This is a genomic window from Paenibacillus sp. FSL W7-1279 (assembly GCF_037969845.1).
GTDB lineage: Bacteria > Bacillota > Bacilli > Paenibacillales > Paenibacillaceae > Paenibacillus_AQ.
The window spans coordinates 7,478,587-7,494,256 of the sequence record NZ_CP150215.1 but is presented as its reverse complement, the minus strand read 5'-3'; the positions used below and the strand labels follow the sequence as shown (position 1 = coordinate 7,494,256).

Annotated in this window: 13 protein-coding genes; 9 read left to right on the top strand and 4 right to left on the bottom strand. The window is 47.2% G+C overall.

Going from position 1 to position 15,670, the window contains the following annotated elements; genetic code table 11:
* The first annotated feature begins 561 nt into the window (after positions 1-561).
* Positions 562-945, top strand: coding sequence for a hypothetical protein (locus MKY82_RS33920; RefSeq protein WP_339295221.1), 384 nt, complete (start codon positions 562-564; stop codon positions 943-945).
* 116 nt (positions 946-1,061) lie between these two features.
* Here the strand turns inward: MKY82_RS33920 and gntK are convergent, their stop codons facing one another.
* The 4 genes from gntK to gnd form a co-directional block, all read right to left on the bottom strand.
* The gene (gene gntK / locus MKY82_RS33915; RefSeq protein WP_194540279.1) at positions 1,062-2,609 is read right to left on the bottom strand and encodes a gluconokinase; all 1,548 of its coding nucleotides are present in this window, start codon (positions 2,607-2,609) and stop codon (positions 1,062-1,064) included.
* Positions 2,610-2,698: 89 nt separating this feature from the next.
* The gene (locus tag MKY82_RS33910; RefSeq protein WP_071219305.1) at positions 2,699-4,060 is read right to left on the bottom strand and encodes a GntP family permease; all 1,362 of its coding nucleotides are present in this window, start codon (positions 4,058-4,060) and stop codon (positions 2,699-2,701) included.
* 163 nt (positions 4,061-4,223) lie between these two features.
* The gene (locus MKY82_RS33905; protein ID WP_194540278.1) at positions 4,224-4,901 is read right to left on the bottom strand and encodes a GntR family transcriptional regulator; all 678 of its coding nucleotides are present in this window, start codon (positions 4,899-4,901) and stop codon (positions 4,224-4,226) included.
* Positions 4,902-5,035: 134 nt separating this feature from the next.
* Positions 5,036-5,935: a phosphogluconate dehydrogenase (NAD(+)-dependent, decarboxylating) gene (gene gnd / locus MKY82_RS33900; protein WP_194540277.1), complete on the bottom strand. Its 900-nt coding sequence runs from the start codon at positions 5,933-5,935 to the stop codon at positions 5,036-5,038.
* A 455-nt stretch (positions 5,936-6,390) separates the two neighbouring features.
* Between gnd and rpmH the strand changes: the two genes are divergently transcribed.
* The 8 genes from rpmH to noc all read left to right on the top strand — a co-directional run bounded on the left by rpmH (position 6,391) and on the right by noc (position 15,424).
* On the top strand, positions 6,391-6,525 hold the full coding sequence (gene rpmH / locus MKY82_RS33895; protein ID WP_006207379.1) for a 50S ribosomal protein L34: 135 nt from the start codon (positions 6,391-6,393) through the stop codon (positions 6,523-6,525).
* Positions 6,526-6,748: 223 nt separating this feature from the next.
* Positions 6,749-7,099: a ribonuclease P protein component gene (gene rnpA, locus MKY82_RS33890; protein WP_009591465.1), complete on the top strand. Its 351-nt coding sequence runs from the start codon at positions 6,749-6,751 to the stop codon at positions 7,097-7,099.
* A gap of 75 nt (positions 7,100-7,174) precedes the next feature.
* Positions 7,175-8,062: a YidC/Oxa1 family membrane protein insertase gene (locus MKY82_RS33885; protein ID WP_071219308.1), complete on the top strand. Its 888-nt coding sequence runs from the start codon at positions 7,175-7,177 to the stop codon at positions 8,060-8,062.
* Positions 8,059-8,847, top strand: a complete 789-nt coding sequence (gene jag / locus MKY82_RS33880; protein WP_339295220.1) for an RNA-binding cell elongation regulator Jag/EloR — start codon at positions 8,059-8,061, stop codon at positions 8,845-8,847. The genes MKY82_RS33885 and jag overlap by 4 nt, the downstream gene beginning before the upstream one ends.
* A gap of 189 nt (positions 8,848-9,036) precedes the next feature.
* Positions 9,037-10,413, top strand: a complete 1,377-nt coding sequence (gene mnmE / locus MKY82_RS33875; RefSeq protein WP_220687551.1) for a tRNA uridine-5-carboxymethylaminomethyl(34) synthesis GTPase MnmE — start codon at positions 9,037-9,039, stop codon at positions 10,411-10,413.
* A gap of 109 nt (positions 10,414-10,522) precedes the next feature.
* Positions 10,523-12,409 carry a tRNA uridine-5-carboxymethylaminomethyl(34) synthesis enzyme MnmG gene (gene mnmG / locus MKY82_RS33870; RefSeq protein ID WP_339220787.1) on the top strand — a complete coding sequence of 629 codons (1,887 nt, stop codon included), beginning with the start codon at positions 10,523-10,525 and terminating at the stop codon, positions 12,407-12,409.
* Positions 12,410-12,412: 3 nt separating this feature from the next.
* On the top strand, positions 12,413-13,135 hold the full coding sequence (gene rsmG / locus MKY82_RS33865) for a 16S rRNA (guanine(527)-N(7))-methyltransferase RsmG (RefSeq protein ID WP_339220785.1): 723 nt from the start codon (positions 12,413-12,415) through the stop codon (positions 13,133-13,135).
* A 1,470-nt stretch (positions 13,136-14,605) separates the two neighbouring features.
* Positions 14,606-15,424 carry a nucleoid occlusion protein gene (gene noc, locus MKY82_RS33860; RefSeq protein WP_194540273.1) on the top strand — a complete coding sequence of 273 codons (819 nt, stop codon included), beginning with the start codon at positions 14,606-14,608 and terminating at the stop codon, positions 15,422-15,424.
* The last annotated feature ends 246 nt before the right edge of the window (positions 15,425-15,670 follow it).

The window sequence follows — 15,670 nt, the reverse complement described above, 5'->3', positions numbered from 1 at the left end:
AACTGTCACTCCTTTAAATCTTCCAAATGTGGCTAGAGCCATGTGTGGAATTGTCGAAAGAAAATGAATGATGTCTAATTATCCCCAGAACTAACTCCTGTGGAAACAAAAAAATATGGATAAATTGAAATTGTTCACAACTTTATCCACAGCCTGTTGATAATATTATAGCTTCATTCACATATTCACAACCAAAAGTAATATCATCATAGCAAAAGAAGGCCTTGTTTTCAATGTATGTCGCTAATTTATCCACAAATTCAATACGTTGTGCATAATTTTTATTCACACCACTATATATTGTTTATAATTTGTTTAGCCTTCGACATCATTGGCCTCAAAGCGCAAAAAATTATTCACAGGTTGTCCGATTCGCAAGCAGAATTTTCTTCTCCCACCATCTGTTCATAACTTATGGTTGAATGTTCTAGCAGCCAATAAATCAACCAAAGGTGAAAAATGGCTGTGGATAGTCTTCAATTGGAATCGATAGATTCCCAATTGAGGACTTTTTTTCGGAACGGGGGGGCCACGGATGCGGACGGAAGGGAAGTCGATGAATTGGAGAAGAATAGGGGTACTACTCGCTCTGACCGCCACATTGGTTCTTATTATCGTGTGGGCCCAGGGCTATTATTCGAAGAAAGTGTTTCATATGGAGGGACTAAAATAGGTTTCTTCGTATTGGCGCTCGTGATGCTGATCTATGCCTGGTGCGGTTTCCGTTATGAGGCTTTTCAACGCTTTATGTTTCATATGTCTCCCTCGAACCTGATGATTGATAATCCGGAGCCCAGCGATTTCTACTTTTTTATGTGTAAGGCAGCGGGAATTTTCGGTATGGATTCTCACTGTGGATATTTTTTCTCAGGAATTATGACAAAAAAAGCCCGTTTTCGCCATGGATCGGCTCCATCGAAAACGGGCTTTTTTAATAGATTTTAGAAAGTATCAACCTTGAAGCATGACCTAGCTGATATCGCAAGAATAACAATATCTTCACGAGGTCTGTCTTCTTCTAAGAATATTCGTCGAATCGAGGTTTTCCTTCTATAGTAATTTTACGACTGCTCGAATCGGCGCTGAAACTCGGTAATGGCTTCATAATCTTCTTCCAGCTTCCGCGAAATGCGGATAAAGATCGGCAGCAGAGCCTTATAAACATCAGAACTTTCCTTCACAGGCTGGTGTTCATGCGTACCGCCGACCATCGTCTCTACAATGTCGAGTGAATCCGCTCTTCCTGTAGCGTACAGACCGAGGACTACGGCGCCAAGACAAGAGCTCTCGTAGCTCTCCGGCACGATCACCTGCTGGTCAAAAATATCCGCCATCATCTGCCGCCAGATCGGTGAACGGGCGAAACCGCCGGTGGCGTGAATTTTGGCCGGTCGGCCGATTTGTTCCTCCATCGCCAGCAGAACGGTATACATATTAAAGATCACGCCCTCCAGCACGGAGCGGATCATATGCTCTTTTTTATGATTCAGGGTTAAGCCAAAGAACGATCCACGGGCATTCGGATCCCATAACGGTGCGCGTTCTCCGGTTAGGTACGGGTGGAATAGCAGTCCGTTCGAGCCTGGCGGAATACGGTCCGCGATTTTGGTTAGTACATCATAAGAATTGATGCCGAGCCGCTTGGCGGTTTCGACCTCGGAGGCGGCAAATTCATCGCGAACCCAGCGGAAAATCATGCCGCCGTTGTTAACCGCGCCGCCGATTACCCAGTGCTTCTCCGTCAATGCGTAGCAGAAAATACGACCTTTCGGATCAGTCATCGGCTTGTCGACAACCGTACGGATCGCACCGCTCGTACCAATGGTAGCGGCAACGACTCCCGGCTTGATGGCATTCACGCCGAGATTCGACAGGACACCGTCGGCAGCTCCAAGCACGAAGGGTGTGGAAGTGGAGAGCCCCATGGCTGCGGCATACTCGCTTTTCAGGCCTTCCATGATATGCGTAGTTGGTACTATCGTAGATAAATGGTCCTCCGTGATGCCAGCGAGCTCCAGCGCCTGCTGATCCCATGCCAGTTCCTCGAGGTTCATCATCCCGGTACTGGAGGCAATGGAGTGGTCTACAATATATTGGCCGAATAGTTTGAAATAAACATATTCTTTAATCGAAATGAATTTGGCTGCTTGGTTAAAGAGGGAGGGCAGCTCATGGCGCATCCACATCAGCTTGGTCACAGGTGACATCGGATGGATCGGAGTTCCGGTTCTAAGGTACAGCTCCATGCCGCCGAGTTCCTTTTTGAGCTTCGCGGACCAGGCTGCACTGCGGTTGTCTGCCCATGTAATGCAGCGAGTCAACGGAGTGCCTTGGCTATCTACGGCGATGACGCTGTGCATGGCCGCGCTGAAAGAAACGAATAGAACTTGAGCAGGATCTATCCCGCTCTGTGTCATGATCCCTTGAACAGAGGAAATGACGGTCTGAAAAATTTGCTCCGGATCTTGCTCCGCCGTAGACGGAGTAGGGGTGAGCAGCGGATATTCACCGCCGGCTTTGGCTACAACCTCACCATTCTCTTTGAAAAGGACGGCCTTGGTGCTGGTTGTTCCGATATCGACACCGATCATATAGTTCTGAGTACTCATGAGACATACCTTCTTTCTACGTAAGGGCACCCGGTTCGCTGCTTAACATATCAGCATTCCAAGGAGCCCCCATGTGTCTTATTGCTACATTATACAATTACATTGAGAACGAGAGCCAACACGAGTCCGGTCAGGGACAGGATCGTCTCCATCACGGTCCAGGACTTCAGCGTCTGGGCTACCGTCATGTTAAAGAATTCTTTTACCATCCAGAAGCCGGCATCGTTCACGTGGGACAGTACGATGGAGCCTGCTCCGGTAGCGAGCACCACTAGCTCAACGTTGGCCCCGGGGGTCATCGCGAGCACAGGAGCAACGATTCCTGCGGCGGTTGTCATGGCTACGGTTGCAGAACCTGTTGCGATCCGAATGAGTGCCGCGACAAGCCATGCAAACAGGATCACGTTGATATTTGCACCGGTTGCAATTTCGGCGATGGCATTGCCGACGCCGCTGTTGATCAGAACCTGCTTGAAAGCGCCGCCTGCGCCGATGATCAGAATGATCGTAGCAATTGGAGCGAGACATTCGCTGGTGAAACGGGACAGATCGTGTTTGTTAAAGCCGCGGGCGAATCCAAGCGAGAAGAAGGAGAAGACCGCAGCAATGAGCAGCGCAATGATTTCATGGCCGATAAATTTGCAGAACACGGAAATGAAGCTGGTAGATTCCGGATCGATAATATCAGCTGCGGAACCGATAAGCATCAGAATGACCGGCAGCAAAATGGTAAACAACGTGATACCAAAGCCGGGCAAACCGCGCTCCGCTTTGCTTGAAAACTGCTCAGCAAGCTCCTCGGGTGGTTCAGTACGGATCCGTTTGCCGATGAATTTGCCGAACACCGGGCCAGCCAGAATCGCTGCCGGGATCCCGACCAGGAACGAGTAGAGAATCGTCATGCCAAGGTCGGCATCATATGCTTCAATAGCAATCATTGGAGCAGGATGCGGTGGTACCAAACCGTGAACGGTGGACAATCCGGCCAAAATCGGAATGCCGATGTGCAGCAGGGACATTTTCGTTTTGCGTGCAACTGTGAAGACAATGGGAATCAACAGGATGACCCCAACCTCGAAAAATACGGGAATGCCGACAATAAAGCCGACAATCATCATGGCCCAGTGTACGCGCTTCTCGCCGAAGCGGTCCACGAGGGTGGTGGCGATTTGTTCAGCGCCGCCGGATTCGGCCATCATTTTTCCAAGCATGGTCCCTAGGGCGATAACGATTGCAATCGTTCCAAGCGTTCCGCCAAGACCGCCGGTTATCGAAGTAATCACATCCGCAGGCTGCATGCCCGTCAATAGACCAAGGATCAGTGCGGAGATCAATAAAGTTACGAAAGGATTCCATTTATATTTGGAAATCAGCACGATCAGGAAGACGATCGTCAGCAGTGTCCAGATCATTAAGGTAGCATTATGACTGAGACCGAATAGTGAATTCATATCTTGCTTCCTCCTATAGATTACCCATTTTGAATTGGGAAATGGTTAATATCGAGCTGTTCTGCGGTAGTATACCCAAAACATAGGCGAATTCTATTGTATACTTGTCGACAACTTAGAGCGTGCACAGTGTTTCGTAAGACGGAGGAAGGGAGGATTAAGGCTAACCCTCCGGAAAACTAAGATGAAGCGTCTGACGGGAATCATCGAAGTAATGCTGAACCGCCGTTTGGATCCGTGCCGGATCCAGGGATTCCATCTCTGCAATTAGCTGAAGGTGCTTGTCCATGACATACCGAATCTTGGTGCCTCCGCCACCAAACACCTGACGGGTCGTAATTAACATGACTGTGATTACGATAGGGCGAATGCTCTTCCACAGATGAAGAATCCGTTTATGGTTCGCTTCCGTAATGATCCGTTCATGAAAAGCCAAATCCTGATAGGAGAATTCAACCGGGTCCTGATGTTTGGCTGCAAGCTCCATCCGATCGACGATTTGTTTTAAATGCTGGATTAATTCCGGCTGGGGATTCGCAAACACCTGGCCTTGAACAAAGCTCTCGATAAGGAAACGAACATCGTATAATTCCTCTACTTCTTTAAGCGATAAGCCCATGACAACGGCGCCCATGCGCTCCAATTGGATCAATCCTTCGCTGGACAGCGTTTTCATTGCTTCCCGCACAGGAGATCGGCTGGTGCCGAATTCACCTGCAATCCGATTCTCCGACAGGATTTCTCCGCGCTTGATGATGCCGCTAATAATCTGCAATCTCAGTTCACTGGCGATGGCCTCTCCTAGAGAGGCCCCCTGAAGCCATGTTGAGGGAAATTTCATAGCATAATTCTCCAATCCGTACTGATTCTAATTTTCTCTAGTGGTAATGATACCACATCGAAAGGAGAAGGGACCATGATGAGGCTATGACATGATGCCCTTAAGAAGCAGCAGGTTATAGAAGAGAATCAACGTTATTCCGACTTCTCAACTGCATGGCCGCCGAATTCATTACGCAGCGCTGCAACGACTTTGCCGTGGAACGTATCTTGGTCAAGGGAACGATAGCGCATAAACAGCGACATGGCGATAACCGGTGCGCTGGCTTGTACCTCAAGCGCCGTTTCTACGGTCCACTTTCCTTCGCCGGACGATTTCATCACGCCTTTGATGCCATCCAGCTTCGGATCCTTGGAAAATGCGTTTTGCGTCAGCTCCATGAGCCAGCTGCGAATGACGGATCCATTGGACCATACCCGGGCGACATCCTCATAGTTGAAGTCGAATGCGCTTTTTTCCAATACTTCAAAGCCTTCCGCAATGGATTGCATCATACCGTATTCGATTCCGTTATGGACCATCTTCAGAAAATGGCCGCTGCCGCTTTCACCGGCATACAAGTAACCGTTCTCGACAGCCATATCCTTAAACAGGGGCTCAATGCTGGTGAATATGTCGCGATTGCCCCCAATCATAAAGCAGCCACCATGATGTGCGCCTTCCATGCCTCCGGAAGTGCCGGCATCAAAATAATGTATGCCTTGGTCTGCTAGACGTGCTGCACGGGATTTGGAATCTTTATAATGCGAGTTGCCGCCGTCAATCAGAATATCACCGGACTCGAGGAGCGGAGTGAGAGAATCAATGACGGAATCCACAATATTTCCGGCAGGCACCATCATCCATACGATGCGGGGTTTATCCAGTTTCGCAACGAGCAATTCAGTTGATGCTGCGGCTTCGGCACCACATTGGGCAGCTTGATCGACCAATTCCGTATTTAAGTCGTAAGCTACGACCTGATGCTGATGATGAATCAGATTCTGAACCAGATTGAGGCCCATTTTCCCCAGACCGATCATGCCTATTTTCATAAAACAATGCAGCTCCTTCTTAGGTGTATACTTGTATACAACTTAAATTCAATTATTTATACTACTCCTTTATACCTCTTGTGTAAATAAGGGGGCATGCGAGCGATGAAAGGACTTATATGGATCGAAAAATGACATCCACAATGTTTTAAAATAGGTTATCCCCATGTGGATAATTCAAAACTAGTAATAATGACTACTTGTGGAAAACTTAAGTGCTTGCCGAGGTCAAGTAAGGTTTGACTTTTGGGCCTGAACGTGATTAAATGTATAAAGGCATTTTCTGTGAAGATGAGAACATTATCCGCTACCATTTAGCGGTCTGTTTACAAGAGATACGTCCATAGACGTCGGTTCAACAAATCGCGGTCTATTCTTCCGTGAAAGTGCGTCGATTGACGTTATGATCTTAAAATATGGGTAAGACATATTCCTGTAAGGGGGTGCATTAATTCATGAGACCGACTTTCAAACCGAATGTAAGCAAACGTAAAAAGGTACATGGCTTCCGTAAAAGAATGAGCACGAAGAACGGACGCAAAGTATTGGCTAACCGCCGTCAAAAAGGCAGAAAAGTACTGAGCGCGTAATATTGTGCCACGAAGACCACCGAGGTGGTCTTTTTTTCGTAATATCTCCTGCAGTGTGAGGAGTTTCCTTATGAAACCGGCAGAATATAAGCTAAAGTAGGCTTAAAGTATTCCAATTGGAGTGTTTATCGCGGTTTTGGCATGACTATACTATTATAATAGAAGAGATGCCAAAGAGGCTTAAGATTATTGAACTTGATTAACGGCAGGGCGGGAGAAACTTGTGCATAGAAAACTTCGTTTACGGAACCGCGCTGATTTCAGCCGGGTATATCGACACGGAAAGTCCTTCGCCAATCATCAATTTGTTGTATACTGGTCACGCAAAAAAGAGGTAGAGCAGTTTCGCGTTGGCGTTTCATGCAGCAAAAAGATCGGCAATGCGGTTGTCCGCAACCGGATGAGACGGCTGGTTAAAGAGATTGTCAGGCACCATCAGCATCAGATTATCGAGCATATCGACCTGATTTTTATCGTTCGAAAGGGAGCCCTCGATAAGTCTTATCAGGAGCTGGAGAAAAGCGTGCTTCATGTATTGAGGAAATCGTCCCTTCTGAAAGCGAAGAGGGGCTGAACCATGTGTTTATTTGTCCATATAAATATGTTATGATTTACCGTGGAATGGAATGGCGAAGAGAGGGGTTTTGAAGTGTCGTTCATGAAGACAAGACGAGGAAAATGGTTCCTCCTCACCGCTGTAATACTTGCAGTGGCCGTTATATCAGGTTGTGCGCCTGGAGCTGACCAAACGCGTACCATTGAAGACTTGAAAAATGGAGGCTTTTGGCAGAGCAACGTTGTTTATTACTTTACATGGGCACTTGATACGTTTGCTACATGGTTTAACGGTGAATACGGATTGTCCGTACTCGTGATGGTGCTTATCGTCCGTACCTTGATTTTACCGCTGACTCTGAAACAGGTCAGAAGCTCGAAGGCAATGCAGGCCATTCAGCCTGAAATTCAGAAAATTCGCGAGAAATATAAAGATCAACCTGAAAAAGTTCAAATGGAAACGATGAAGCTCTTCCAGGAGAATAAGGTTAATCCGATGGCGGGATGTTTGCCGCTGATCGTACAAATGCCGATATTTATCGCACTCTATCATTCGATTTACTATAACAATCTCCTTCGTGATCACGAATTCCTGTGGCTGCAATTAGGTCAACCGGACAAGCTGTTTATTTTGCCGGTGCTTGCCGCTGCAACGACTTATTTCCAAACGAAAATGATGATGAAGATGAACCCGTCTCCACAAATGGGGATGATGCAGTTCATGCTGTTCGTTTATCCGATTCTGATCTTTGTAATGTCCTTCCAGTTCCCTTCAGCACTTCCGTTGTACTGGTTCTACAGTAACCTCTACACCATCGTGCAGAATTACTTCTTGTACCGCAACAATGACAAGGCTGCTGTCGTGGCAAGTGTTGCCAGCGCAACCGACGGTCAGAAGAGTAAGAGCGGTAACAAGGGCGGGAAAAAGAGTGGCAGCAAAGGCGGGAAAAAAGGTTCGAAGGGAGCCAAGAAGTCGAGATGACTAAAATCGTCGCAACAGGAAAAACCATTGAAGATGCTGTCGCACAAGGGCTGGCCCGATGGGGTGTAAGTCAAGACCGTGTATCGGTTCAAGTATTGAGTCAGCCATCAAGAGGATTCCTGGGCCTGTTTGGGGTCAAGGAAGCGAAAGTCGAACTAACGCTCCTGCCTGACGGTGCCGGCGGCGATTCATCTGTGAAGGAAGTACCTCCTACAAACGCGCAAGCCGTTCCGGCCAAAGTGGTTCAGGTCTCCAATACCTCTGTTATGACGCAGGAACCTCCTGCTGTCAGCAGTGATATAGAGAACCCTGCCACAGCTTCGTTTGAAGGCAAGGATCCTTATCAGGAAGCCATCACCTTTCTTATGGATACCGGACAAGCCATGGGGCTAGATATTTCGGTTGAGATTGAGAAGGGGAAAGACTTTACCACGCTTCAAATTTCTGGCGCCGGACTCGGATTGATGATCGGGCGTAGAGGTCAGACTCTGGATGCCCTTCAGTATCTGGCAAATATCGTAGCTAACCGTTATTCCAACAGCTATCTTCGCATCGTACTGGATGCGGAGAACTTCCGAGACCGTCGCAAGAAGACGCTGGAGGATCTGGCGGATCGGTTAGCGGGACGGGTACTGAAGACCCGTAAAGAGATTGTGCTTGAGCCTATGCCTGCTGCTGAACGGAAGGTGATTCACGCTAAACTCCAGTCGCATGGAGCCGTGAAGACGTACAGCAAGGGCGAAGAGCCGAACCGGCGGGTTGTCATTACACCCAAGTCGTCCTAAATGAGTTGAAGAGTATATATAAACAATGACTCCTTAAGCTTCAAGAGGGAGTCATTGTTTTTTAAAGAGACCTATAGAGGAAGATCCCGTTGGAGGTTTTCCTTTCAAGTTGATAGATGAAGAAGCCGGATTGTACATGGTATGGCTGTAATTCCGATGTTTTTTACAAAGAAAGAGGTGAAGGAAGCGATGTTTAGTGATACGATCGCAGCTATTTCAACAGCTGTCGGTGAAGGCGGCATTGCGATTATTCGCGTCAGCGGTCCGGACTCCGTTCCGGAAGTGGAGCGTATATTCAAAAGTAAAAACAAGTTAACACAAGTGGATTCCCATACCGTTCATTACGGTCATATTGTGGATCCAAAAACGGGAGAAAACCTCGAAGAGGTCCTTGTAACTGTGATGCGTGCTCCACGATCATTCACGACCGAGGATGTCGTCGAGATCAGCGCGCATGGCGGGGTCATCTCCGTAAAACGCGTCATGGATCTGTTGCTTCAATTAAACATCCGTTTGGCGGAACCCGGTGAATTTACGAAGCGGGCTTTCTTAAACGGCCGGATCGATCTGTCCCAGGCGGAAGCCGTTATGGACCTGATTCGTTCGAAATCCGATCGCGCCTTCTCCGTTGCGCTCAAGCAGGTCGAAGGAACGTTATCCCGTAAGATCAACGAGCTGCGGCATACCCTGGTCGAAACGCTGGCCCATATCGAAGTGAATATCGATTACCCTGAGCATGATGTGGAGTCGCTTACTTCAGAGTTCATTAAAGAGAAAAGCCAGCTTGTCATGGGTGAAATTGATAAGCTGCTGAAGACCGCGCAAGAAGGGAAAATCCTGCGTGAAGGGATTACGACAGCTATTATCGGTCGCCCCAATGTGGGCAAATCTTCGCTTCTGAACACGCTGGCCCAGGATAATCGCGCGATTGTCACGGATATACCCGGTACGACTCGCGATGTGATTGAGGAATTTGTCACCATTAACAACATTCCGTTGAAGCTGCTTGATACCGCGGGTATCCGAGAAACGATGGATGTGGTCGAGCAGATCGGCGTTGAACGATCCAAGCATGCGGTTAACGAAGCGGATCTCATTCTGCTCGTGCTGAATGCCAATGAACCGCTGCATCAGGACGAATTGGAATTGATGGAACAAATACGCGGTAGACAATGTATTATCATTATGAATAAAATGGACTTACCGTCTAATCTCGATCTGGACATTCTCCATCGATACTATCCCGATGAATTGATTGTTCCGATGTCGGTGAAGGCGCAAGAGGGTATTGACCGTCTGGAAGAGGCCATATCCAACTTGTTCTTCAGCGGCCAGATTGAAGGCGGAGATCTGACGTATGTGAGCAATGTGCGACATATTGCTTTGCTGAAGAAATCCAAGCAGTCGCTGCAGGATGCTTATGATGCGGCTGAACAGCTCATTCCGATCGATATGATCCAAATCGATGTGAGAATGGCCTGGGAGCAGTTAAGTGAGATATTGGGTGAAGCGGTTGGCGATTCGCTCATTGATCAGATTTTTTCACAGTTTTGCTTGGGTAAATAAGCTTCAAGCCTTACTATATATAGTAGGAACAGCTCAACATTTTCAGGGAAATCCGAGGTGGAATCCCTTTGATTACGTATATAACACAATTAGAACAGGAGGGTGAGCTATGAGTTATATGGGTGGCACTTATGACGTGATTGTAGTCGGTGCAGGACATGCCGGCTGTGAGGCTGCACTTGCATCTGCACGAATGGGTGCTGAAACGTTGATGGTTACAATTAACCTGGATATGGTTGCTTTTATGCCATGTAACCCGTCCATTGGAGGACCTGCAAAAGGCCATGTCGTTCGCGAAATCGACGCACTGGGCGGAGAAATGGGACGCAATATCGATAAAACCTTCATTCAAATGAGAATGTTGAATACAGGTAAAGGTCCGGCTGTCCACGCACTGCGTGCTCAAGCGGATAAGTTTTCTTATCAGCATACCATGAAAGAGACGATGGAGAAGGAAGAGAAGCTTACCCTTCGTCAGGGTATGGTGGATCAGCTCATCGTAGAAGATGGCGTATGCGTTGGGATCGTGACGCAGACGGGTACGGAATATCGTGCGAAAGCGGTTGTGCTGACAACCGGTACGTATTTGCGCGGTAAAGTCATTATGGGTGAATTGATGTATGAGAGCGGTCCGAACAATCAACAGCCGTCCGTAAAACTTGCGCATAACCTGCGCGAGCTTGGCTTCGACCTTGTTCGATTCAAGACAGGTACACCACCGCGGGTGCATAAGGATACGATTGATTTCTCCAAGACCGAAATTCAGCCTGGGGATGAGAAGCCTAAGTTCTTCTCTTATGAAACAAAATCCTCCGACAATGAGCAGCTTCCTTGCTGGTTGACGTATACGTCGGTGGATACGCACCAGATTATCAATGACAACCTTCACCGCGCACCGATGTTCTCTGGTGTTATTGAAGGTACTGGACCACGTTACTGCCCGTCTATCGAAGACAAAATCGTTCGTTTTGCCGACAAGCCGAAGCATCAGATTTTCCTTGAGCCTGAAGGTAAAAATACGAAAGAATACTACGTGCAAGGGCTATCCACCAGCATGCCTGAGGATGTTCAGCTTGCGGTTCTTCGCTCCATTCCCGGAATGGAGAAGGTAGAAATGATGCGTAACGGGTATGCTATCGAGTATGATGCGATGGTGCCAACGCAGCTGTGGCCGTCTCTGGAAACGAAAAAACTGCCGGGTCTGTTCACGGCTGGACAGATCAATGGAACCTCGGGATATGAAGAGGCAGCAGGTCAAGGCATTATGGCGGGTATCAATGCGGCACGTAAAGTGCAGGGCAAAGAGCCTGTTATATTGGATCGCTCCCAGGGTTATATTGGAGTGCTGATTGATGACCTGGTGACCAAAGGGACAAATGAGCCTTATCGTTTGCTCACCTCCCGTGCAGAATACCGTCTGCTGCTTCGCCATGATAATGCCGATCTGCGTCTTACCGAAATCGGCCATGATATCGGACTGATCTCGGAAGAGCGTTATGCCAAATTCGTGCTGAAGAAGCAGCTCGTTGAGCAGGAGATCGAGCGTCTTCGCCAAACGAAGGTGAAGCCGGTTGACGTAAATGCGATGCTGGAAGCAGCCGGATCAGCACCAATCGTGGACGGAAGCAATATGCTGACGATTCTGCGCCGTCCGGAAATTACGTATGCGATGATTGAGTCGCTCTCCCCGTCTCCATACGAGCTGGATGAGGAAATGAAAGAGCAAGTCGAAATTCAAATCAAATATGCGGGTTATATTGAGAAACAGCTGGGACATGTGGAAAAGCTGCAGAAGATGGAGAAGAAACGCATTCCGGAGGATATCGTTTATGACGAGATCAACGGACTGGCCATGGAAGCTCGGCAGAAGCTGAACAAGATCCGTCCGATCTCCATTGGCCAGGCATCGCGCATTGCCGGCGTAACACCGGCGGATATTTCGATACTTCTCGTTTACCTGGAGCATTATAACCGGGTAACCGCAGCGAAAGGATAAGGAATGGACGACATTCAGAAGGCTTTTGTTGACCGGCTCGGAGAGCACGGGATCACGATTGATGAGAAACAGCTCCAGCAGTTCGAGATGTATTACGAAATACTGGTGGAGTGGAACGAGAGAATGAATTTAACTGGAATTACGGAACGGGAGCAAGTCTATACGAAGCATTTTTACGACTCGATTACGCTCGCCTTTTATGTGGATATGACCCAAATCGGCAATCTGGCGGATATCGGATCAGGTGCTGGCTTCCCGGGTATTCCTCTGAAAATATGTTTCCCGCATGTGCATCTGACGATTGTGGATTCACTTAACAAACGGATTAACTTTCTGAAGCATGTCGTGGATACGATTGGCCTGACGGGGGTTGAACTGATCCACGGGCGTGCGGAAGAGGTTGCTCGCAAGCAGGGATACCGTGATGGGTTCGATCTGGTCACAGCGAGAGCGGTAGCTCGCATGGCTGTGTTGAACGAGTTCTGCCTACCTTTTACGAAGGTAGGGGGGCGATTCGCAGCGATGAAGGGCAGTGACCCTACGGAAGAGGTGAAGGAGGCTGCTCGCAGCTTGAAAGAGCTGAGAGGGGCTTTGAACAAGGTTCACTCATTCTCCTTACCCGTAGAGCAATCAGGTCGGCATATCGTGGTGATCGATAAAAAGGGAGCCACGCCTTCCAAGTACCCCCGTAAGGTGGGTACGGCCAGTAAAACGCCGATCGTGTAAGCATTTTGCCATCGATCTAGATACTGTCAATCACGCGGGTCTCCCTTGCAGAGGCAACCTTTGCTAGAAGACATGCAAACCATTCGAGAGAAGGACTCTATGGAGTCCTTCTCTTTTTTATTGACTTTGTAGATTTGCCTTGAGAGGGAAGGGAGGTCGTTAATATTAGTTTTATTTACATATGAAGTATATAGAAATTGATTTGTTGTATTTTCGTTGATTAAGCCCTACTCTTATCGGTTGTCATTATAATTAGAGAGGTGAAACAAGAAAACATACATCACAGATAACCGACTGAGAGGAAGCCCTTAAGGATCTCATAAGAAGTTTTTTACGACTCAATGGCACGCTCACTTTTACGTTTTTTTATCAAGTGGAACGGAGGTTACCTCTAAAGGGAGCAGGGTGATTAAAGCTGAGCTTTTAAATAAGGATGGACATCCACACTGTGAATGTATCTCATAAACTTTGAATGTTTCACGTGAAACATTCAAAGTTTGCTGTGAGTTATAAGCTAGGCATCTATATGGAAGCATTAAACTCTTTGACAAATTAATTTCAACATCAACTATGTTATTTAATTTGAATAATGAAGATGGAAATCTCAAAAAAAGTTTGTCAGCAACTATCCATCGTATTCATGCACTGGACAGGGGAACTTGCAGGGAGCAGTGAACCATGATGTGCATCAATCGAGTGAATCTACTACTAATATAGATTCGTTCTACTTAGACTTTGATGATAATGGTTGTTCAACAGATTTAATCTATTGGCAAATCCTACAATTATTCTGAATCTAGAATCACAAGAAAGGCTGCTGGGTAGATGATGTGGCTCAATAACATGATTTCGACGCCAAAACTTTGGAACTGTGCACAAATCATGTATAAAGCAAACGAGAAATGAAGGAAAAAAGGTGATATTGGAGAATAGAGTTATAGGACAAAAAGTGGTAGAATAGAATCGTAGTATCCATTTGGACAGAAGGGCCGGTTTGCCCGTTCTTTAATAGGATGAAAGAGTATAAATCCTGGTTTGGTCACTTTTCCATCCTTGCTTCGTGCAGTCAACAACTTTGATCGTTGTGGCTGCTGTTTTTTGGAAGGTACCATGCCATCCCATGGGATCATGGCCTTAAGCGAAATAGAAAAACATATATACCACTTGTGAGATATCGATCGATCGTAAGCATCATGATAAAACCTCCTGTTATATCTCTCAAGAAGCAACCGCTTCATGCAGCGGTTTGATCAGAGAAATACGGCAATGATCACCATAGGCGTCTTTCTCCGATCAGCATGAAATCTGTTTTTGCAGGGAAATGCCTGGCACCACAGTGGATTCTAGCGCCAATGGATGGTTGGACTATCCGTGTATGACTCCATGTTGTGGTTATCCAATCGTATAACCGATTCCGGGATATTCGGAGGCTTATCCGTGCTATCATGAAATTAGGTGGTAATATACGGAATGAAAGAACAATTTTCGAGATTGTTTGGCTTAGCGGCAGAGCGGAACCAAGGGGATGAAGTGAAACAAATCCCGGTAAACGAGGTTGTCAGCAGCCCATACCAGCCACGGACGATTTTTGATGACGAGAAGATTGATGAATTACTTCAGACAATTAAAACCCATGGAGTCATTCAACCTATTGTCGTTCGTGTCCGAAATGGCATGTATGAGATCATTGCAGGGGAACGCCGCTGGCGTGCGGTTAAGAAGCTGGGTCTGGACACGATTCCGGCCATTGTTCGGGAGTTCAACGATTCACAAGCTGCCTCCATTGCGTTAATCGAGAATCTGCAGCGTGAAGGCCTTACTTCGATTGAAGAGGCAGTGGCTTATCAGAAGTTGATTGATCTTCATCAATTGACACAAGAGAGCTTGGCACAGCGGCTAGGCAAAAGCCAGTCCACAATTGCAAACAAGATTCGTTTGCTGCAGCTGCCGGAAGCAGTCAAGTTGGCATTGATGGAACGCAAGGTGACGGAACGCCATGCGCGTGCGCTGCTCTCATTGGATAATGAAGAAACCCAGCTTAAAGTGCTGGACGAGATCATTACCAAGGAACTGAATGTGAAGCAGACAGAGGCACGAATTGCCTTTTATAAAGAAGTAACAACAATGAAGAAGGCGAAGCGTATATCGTACAGCAAGGATGTTCGCCTGGCTCTGAACACGATCCGCCAATCGATCGATATGGTCTCAGGCTCTGGGATGGCTATTAAAACAACAGAGAATGATCATGAAGATCACTATGAAATCGTTATAAAAATACCTAAACGTTAAGATATGGTGTGAAGCGGTATGCATCGTACCGCTTTTTCTGTTGACCAAGAGATAATGCTCTGCAGCGGTCTATGTTGCTTAACGAAAGGTTTTGGTTTGATGTTGCAGATGAGAAACATGTAATTTATTATTACTCATTTTCATCGCCGCTATATCCTGGGCATCCCGAGATCATCGGGATCGCTCGCTTATTACATATACAGCCTATGCTGTATATCATCTATTGCGACTACTTAGAAGAGTCTT

What these genes read in the sequence shown, in the direction of transcription:
- gntK (WP_194540279.1), bottom strand. Translation starts at nt 2,609, where the DNA reads ATGAGTACTCAGAACTATATGATCGGTGTCGATATCGGAACAACCAGC.
- rpmH (WP_006207379.1), top strand. Translation starts at nt 6,391, where the DNA reads ATGAGACCGACTTTCAAACCGAATGTAAGCAAACGTAAAAAGGTACAT.
- jag (WP_339295220.1), top strand. Translation starts at nt 8,059, where the DNA reads ATGACTAAAATCGTCGCAACAGGAAAAACCATTGAAGATGCTGTCGCA.
- gnd (WP_194540277.1), bottom strand. Translation starts at nt 5,935, where the DNA reads ATGAAAATAGGCATGATCGGTCTGGGGAAAATGGGCCTCAATCTGGTT.
- MKY82_RS33910 (WP_071219305.1), bottom strand. Translation starts at nt 4,060, where the DNA reads ATGAATTCACTATTCGGTCTCAGTCATAATGCTACCTTAATGATCTGG.
- noc (WP_194540273.1), top strand. Translation starts at nt 14,606, where the DNA reads ATGAAAGAACAATTTTCGAGATTGTTTGGCTTAGCGGCAGAGCGGAAC.
- mnmE (WP_220687551.1), top strand. Translation starts at nt 9,037, where the DNA reads ATGTTTAGTGATACGATCGCAGCTATTTCAACAGCTGTCGGTGAAGGC.
- rsmG (WP_339220785.1), top strand. Translation starts at nt 12,413, where the DNA reads ATGGACGACATTCAGAAGGCTTTTGTTGACCGGCTCGGAGAGCACGGG.
- MKY82_RS33905 (WP_194540278.1), bottom strand. Translation starts at nt 4,901, where the DNA reads ATGAAATTTCCCTCAACATGGCTTCAGGGGGCCTCTCTAGGAGAGGCC.
- mnmG (WP_339220787.1), top strand. Translation starts at nt 10,523, where the DNA reads ATGAGTTATATGGGTGGCACTTATGACGTGATTGTAGTCGGTGCAGGA.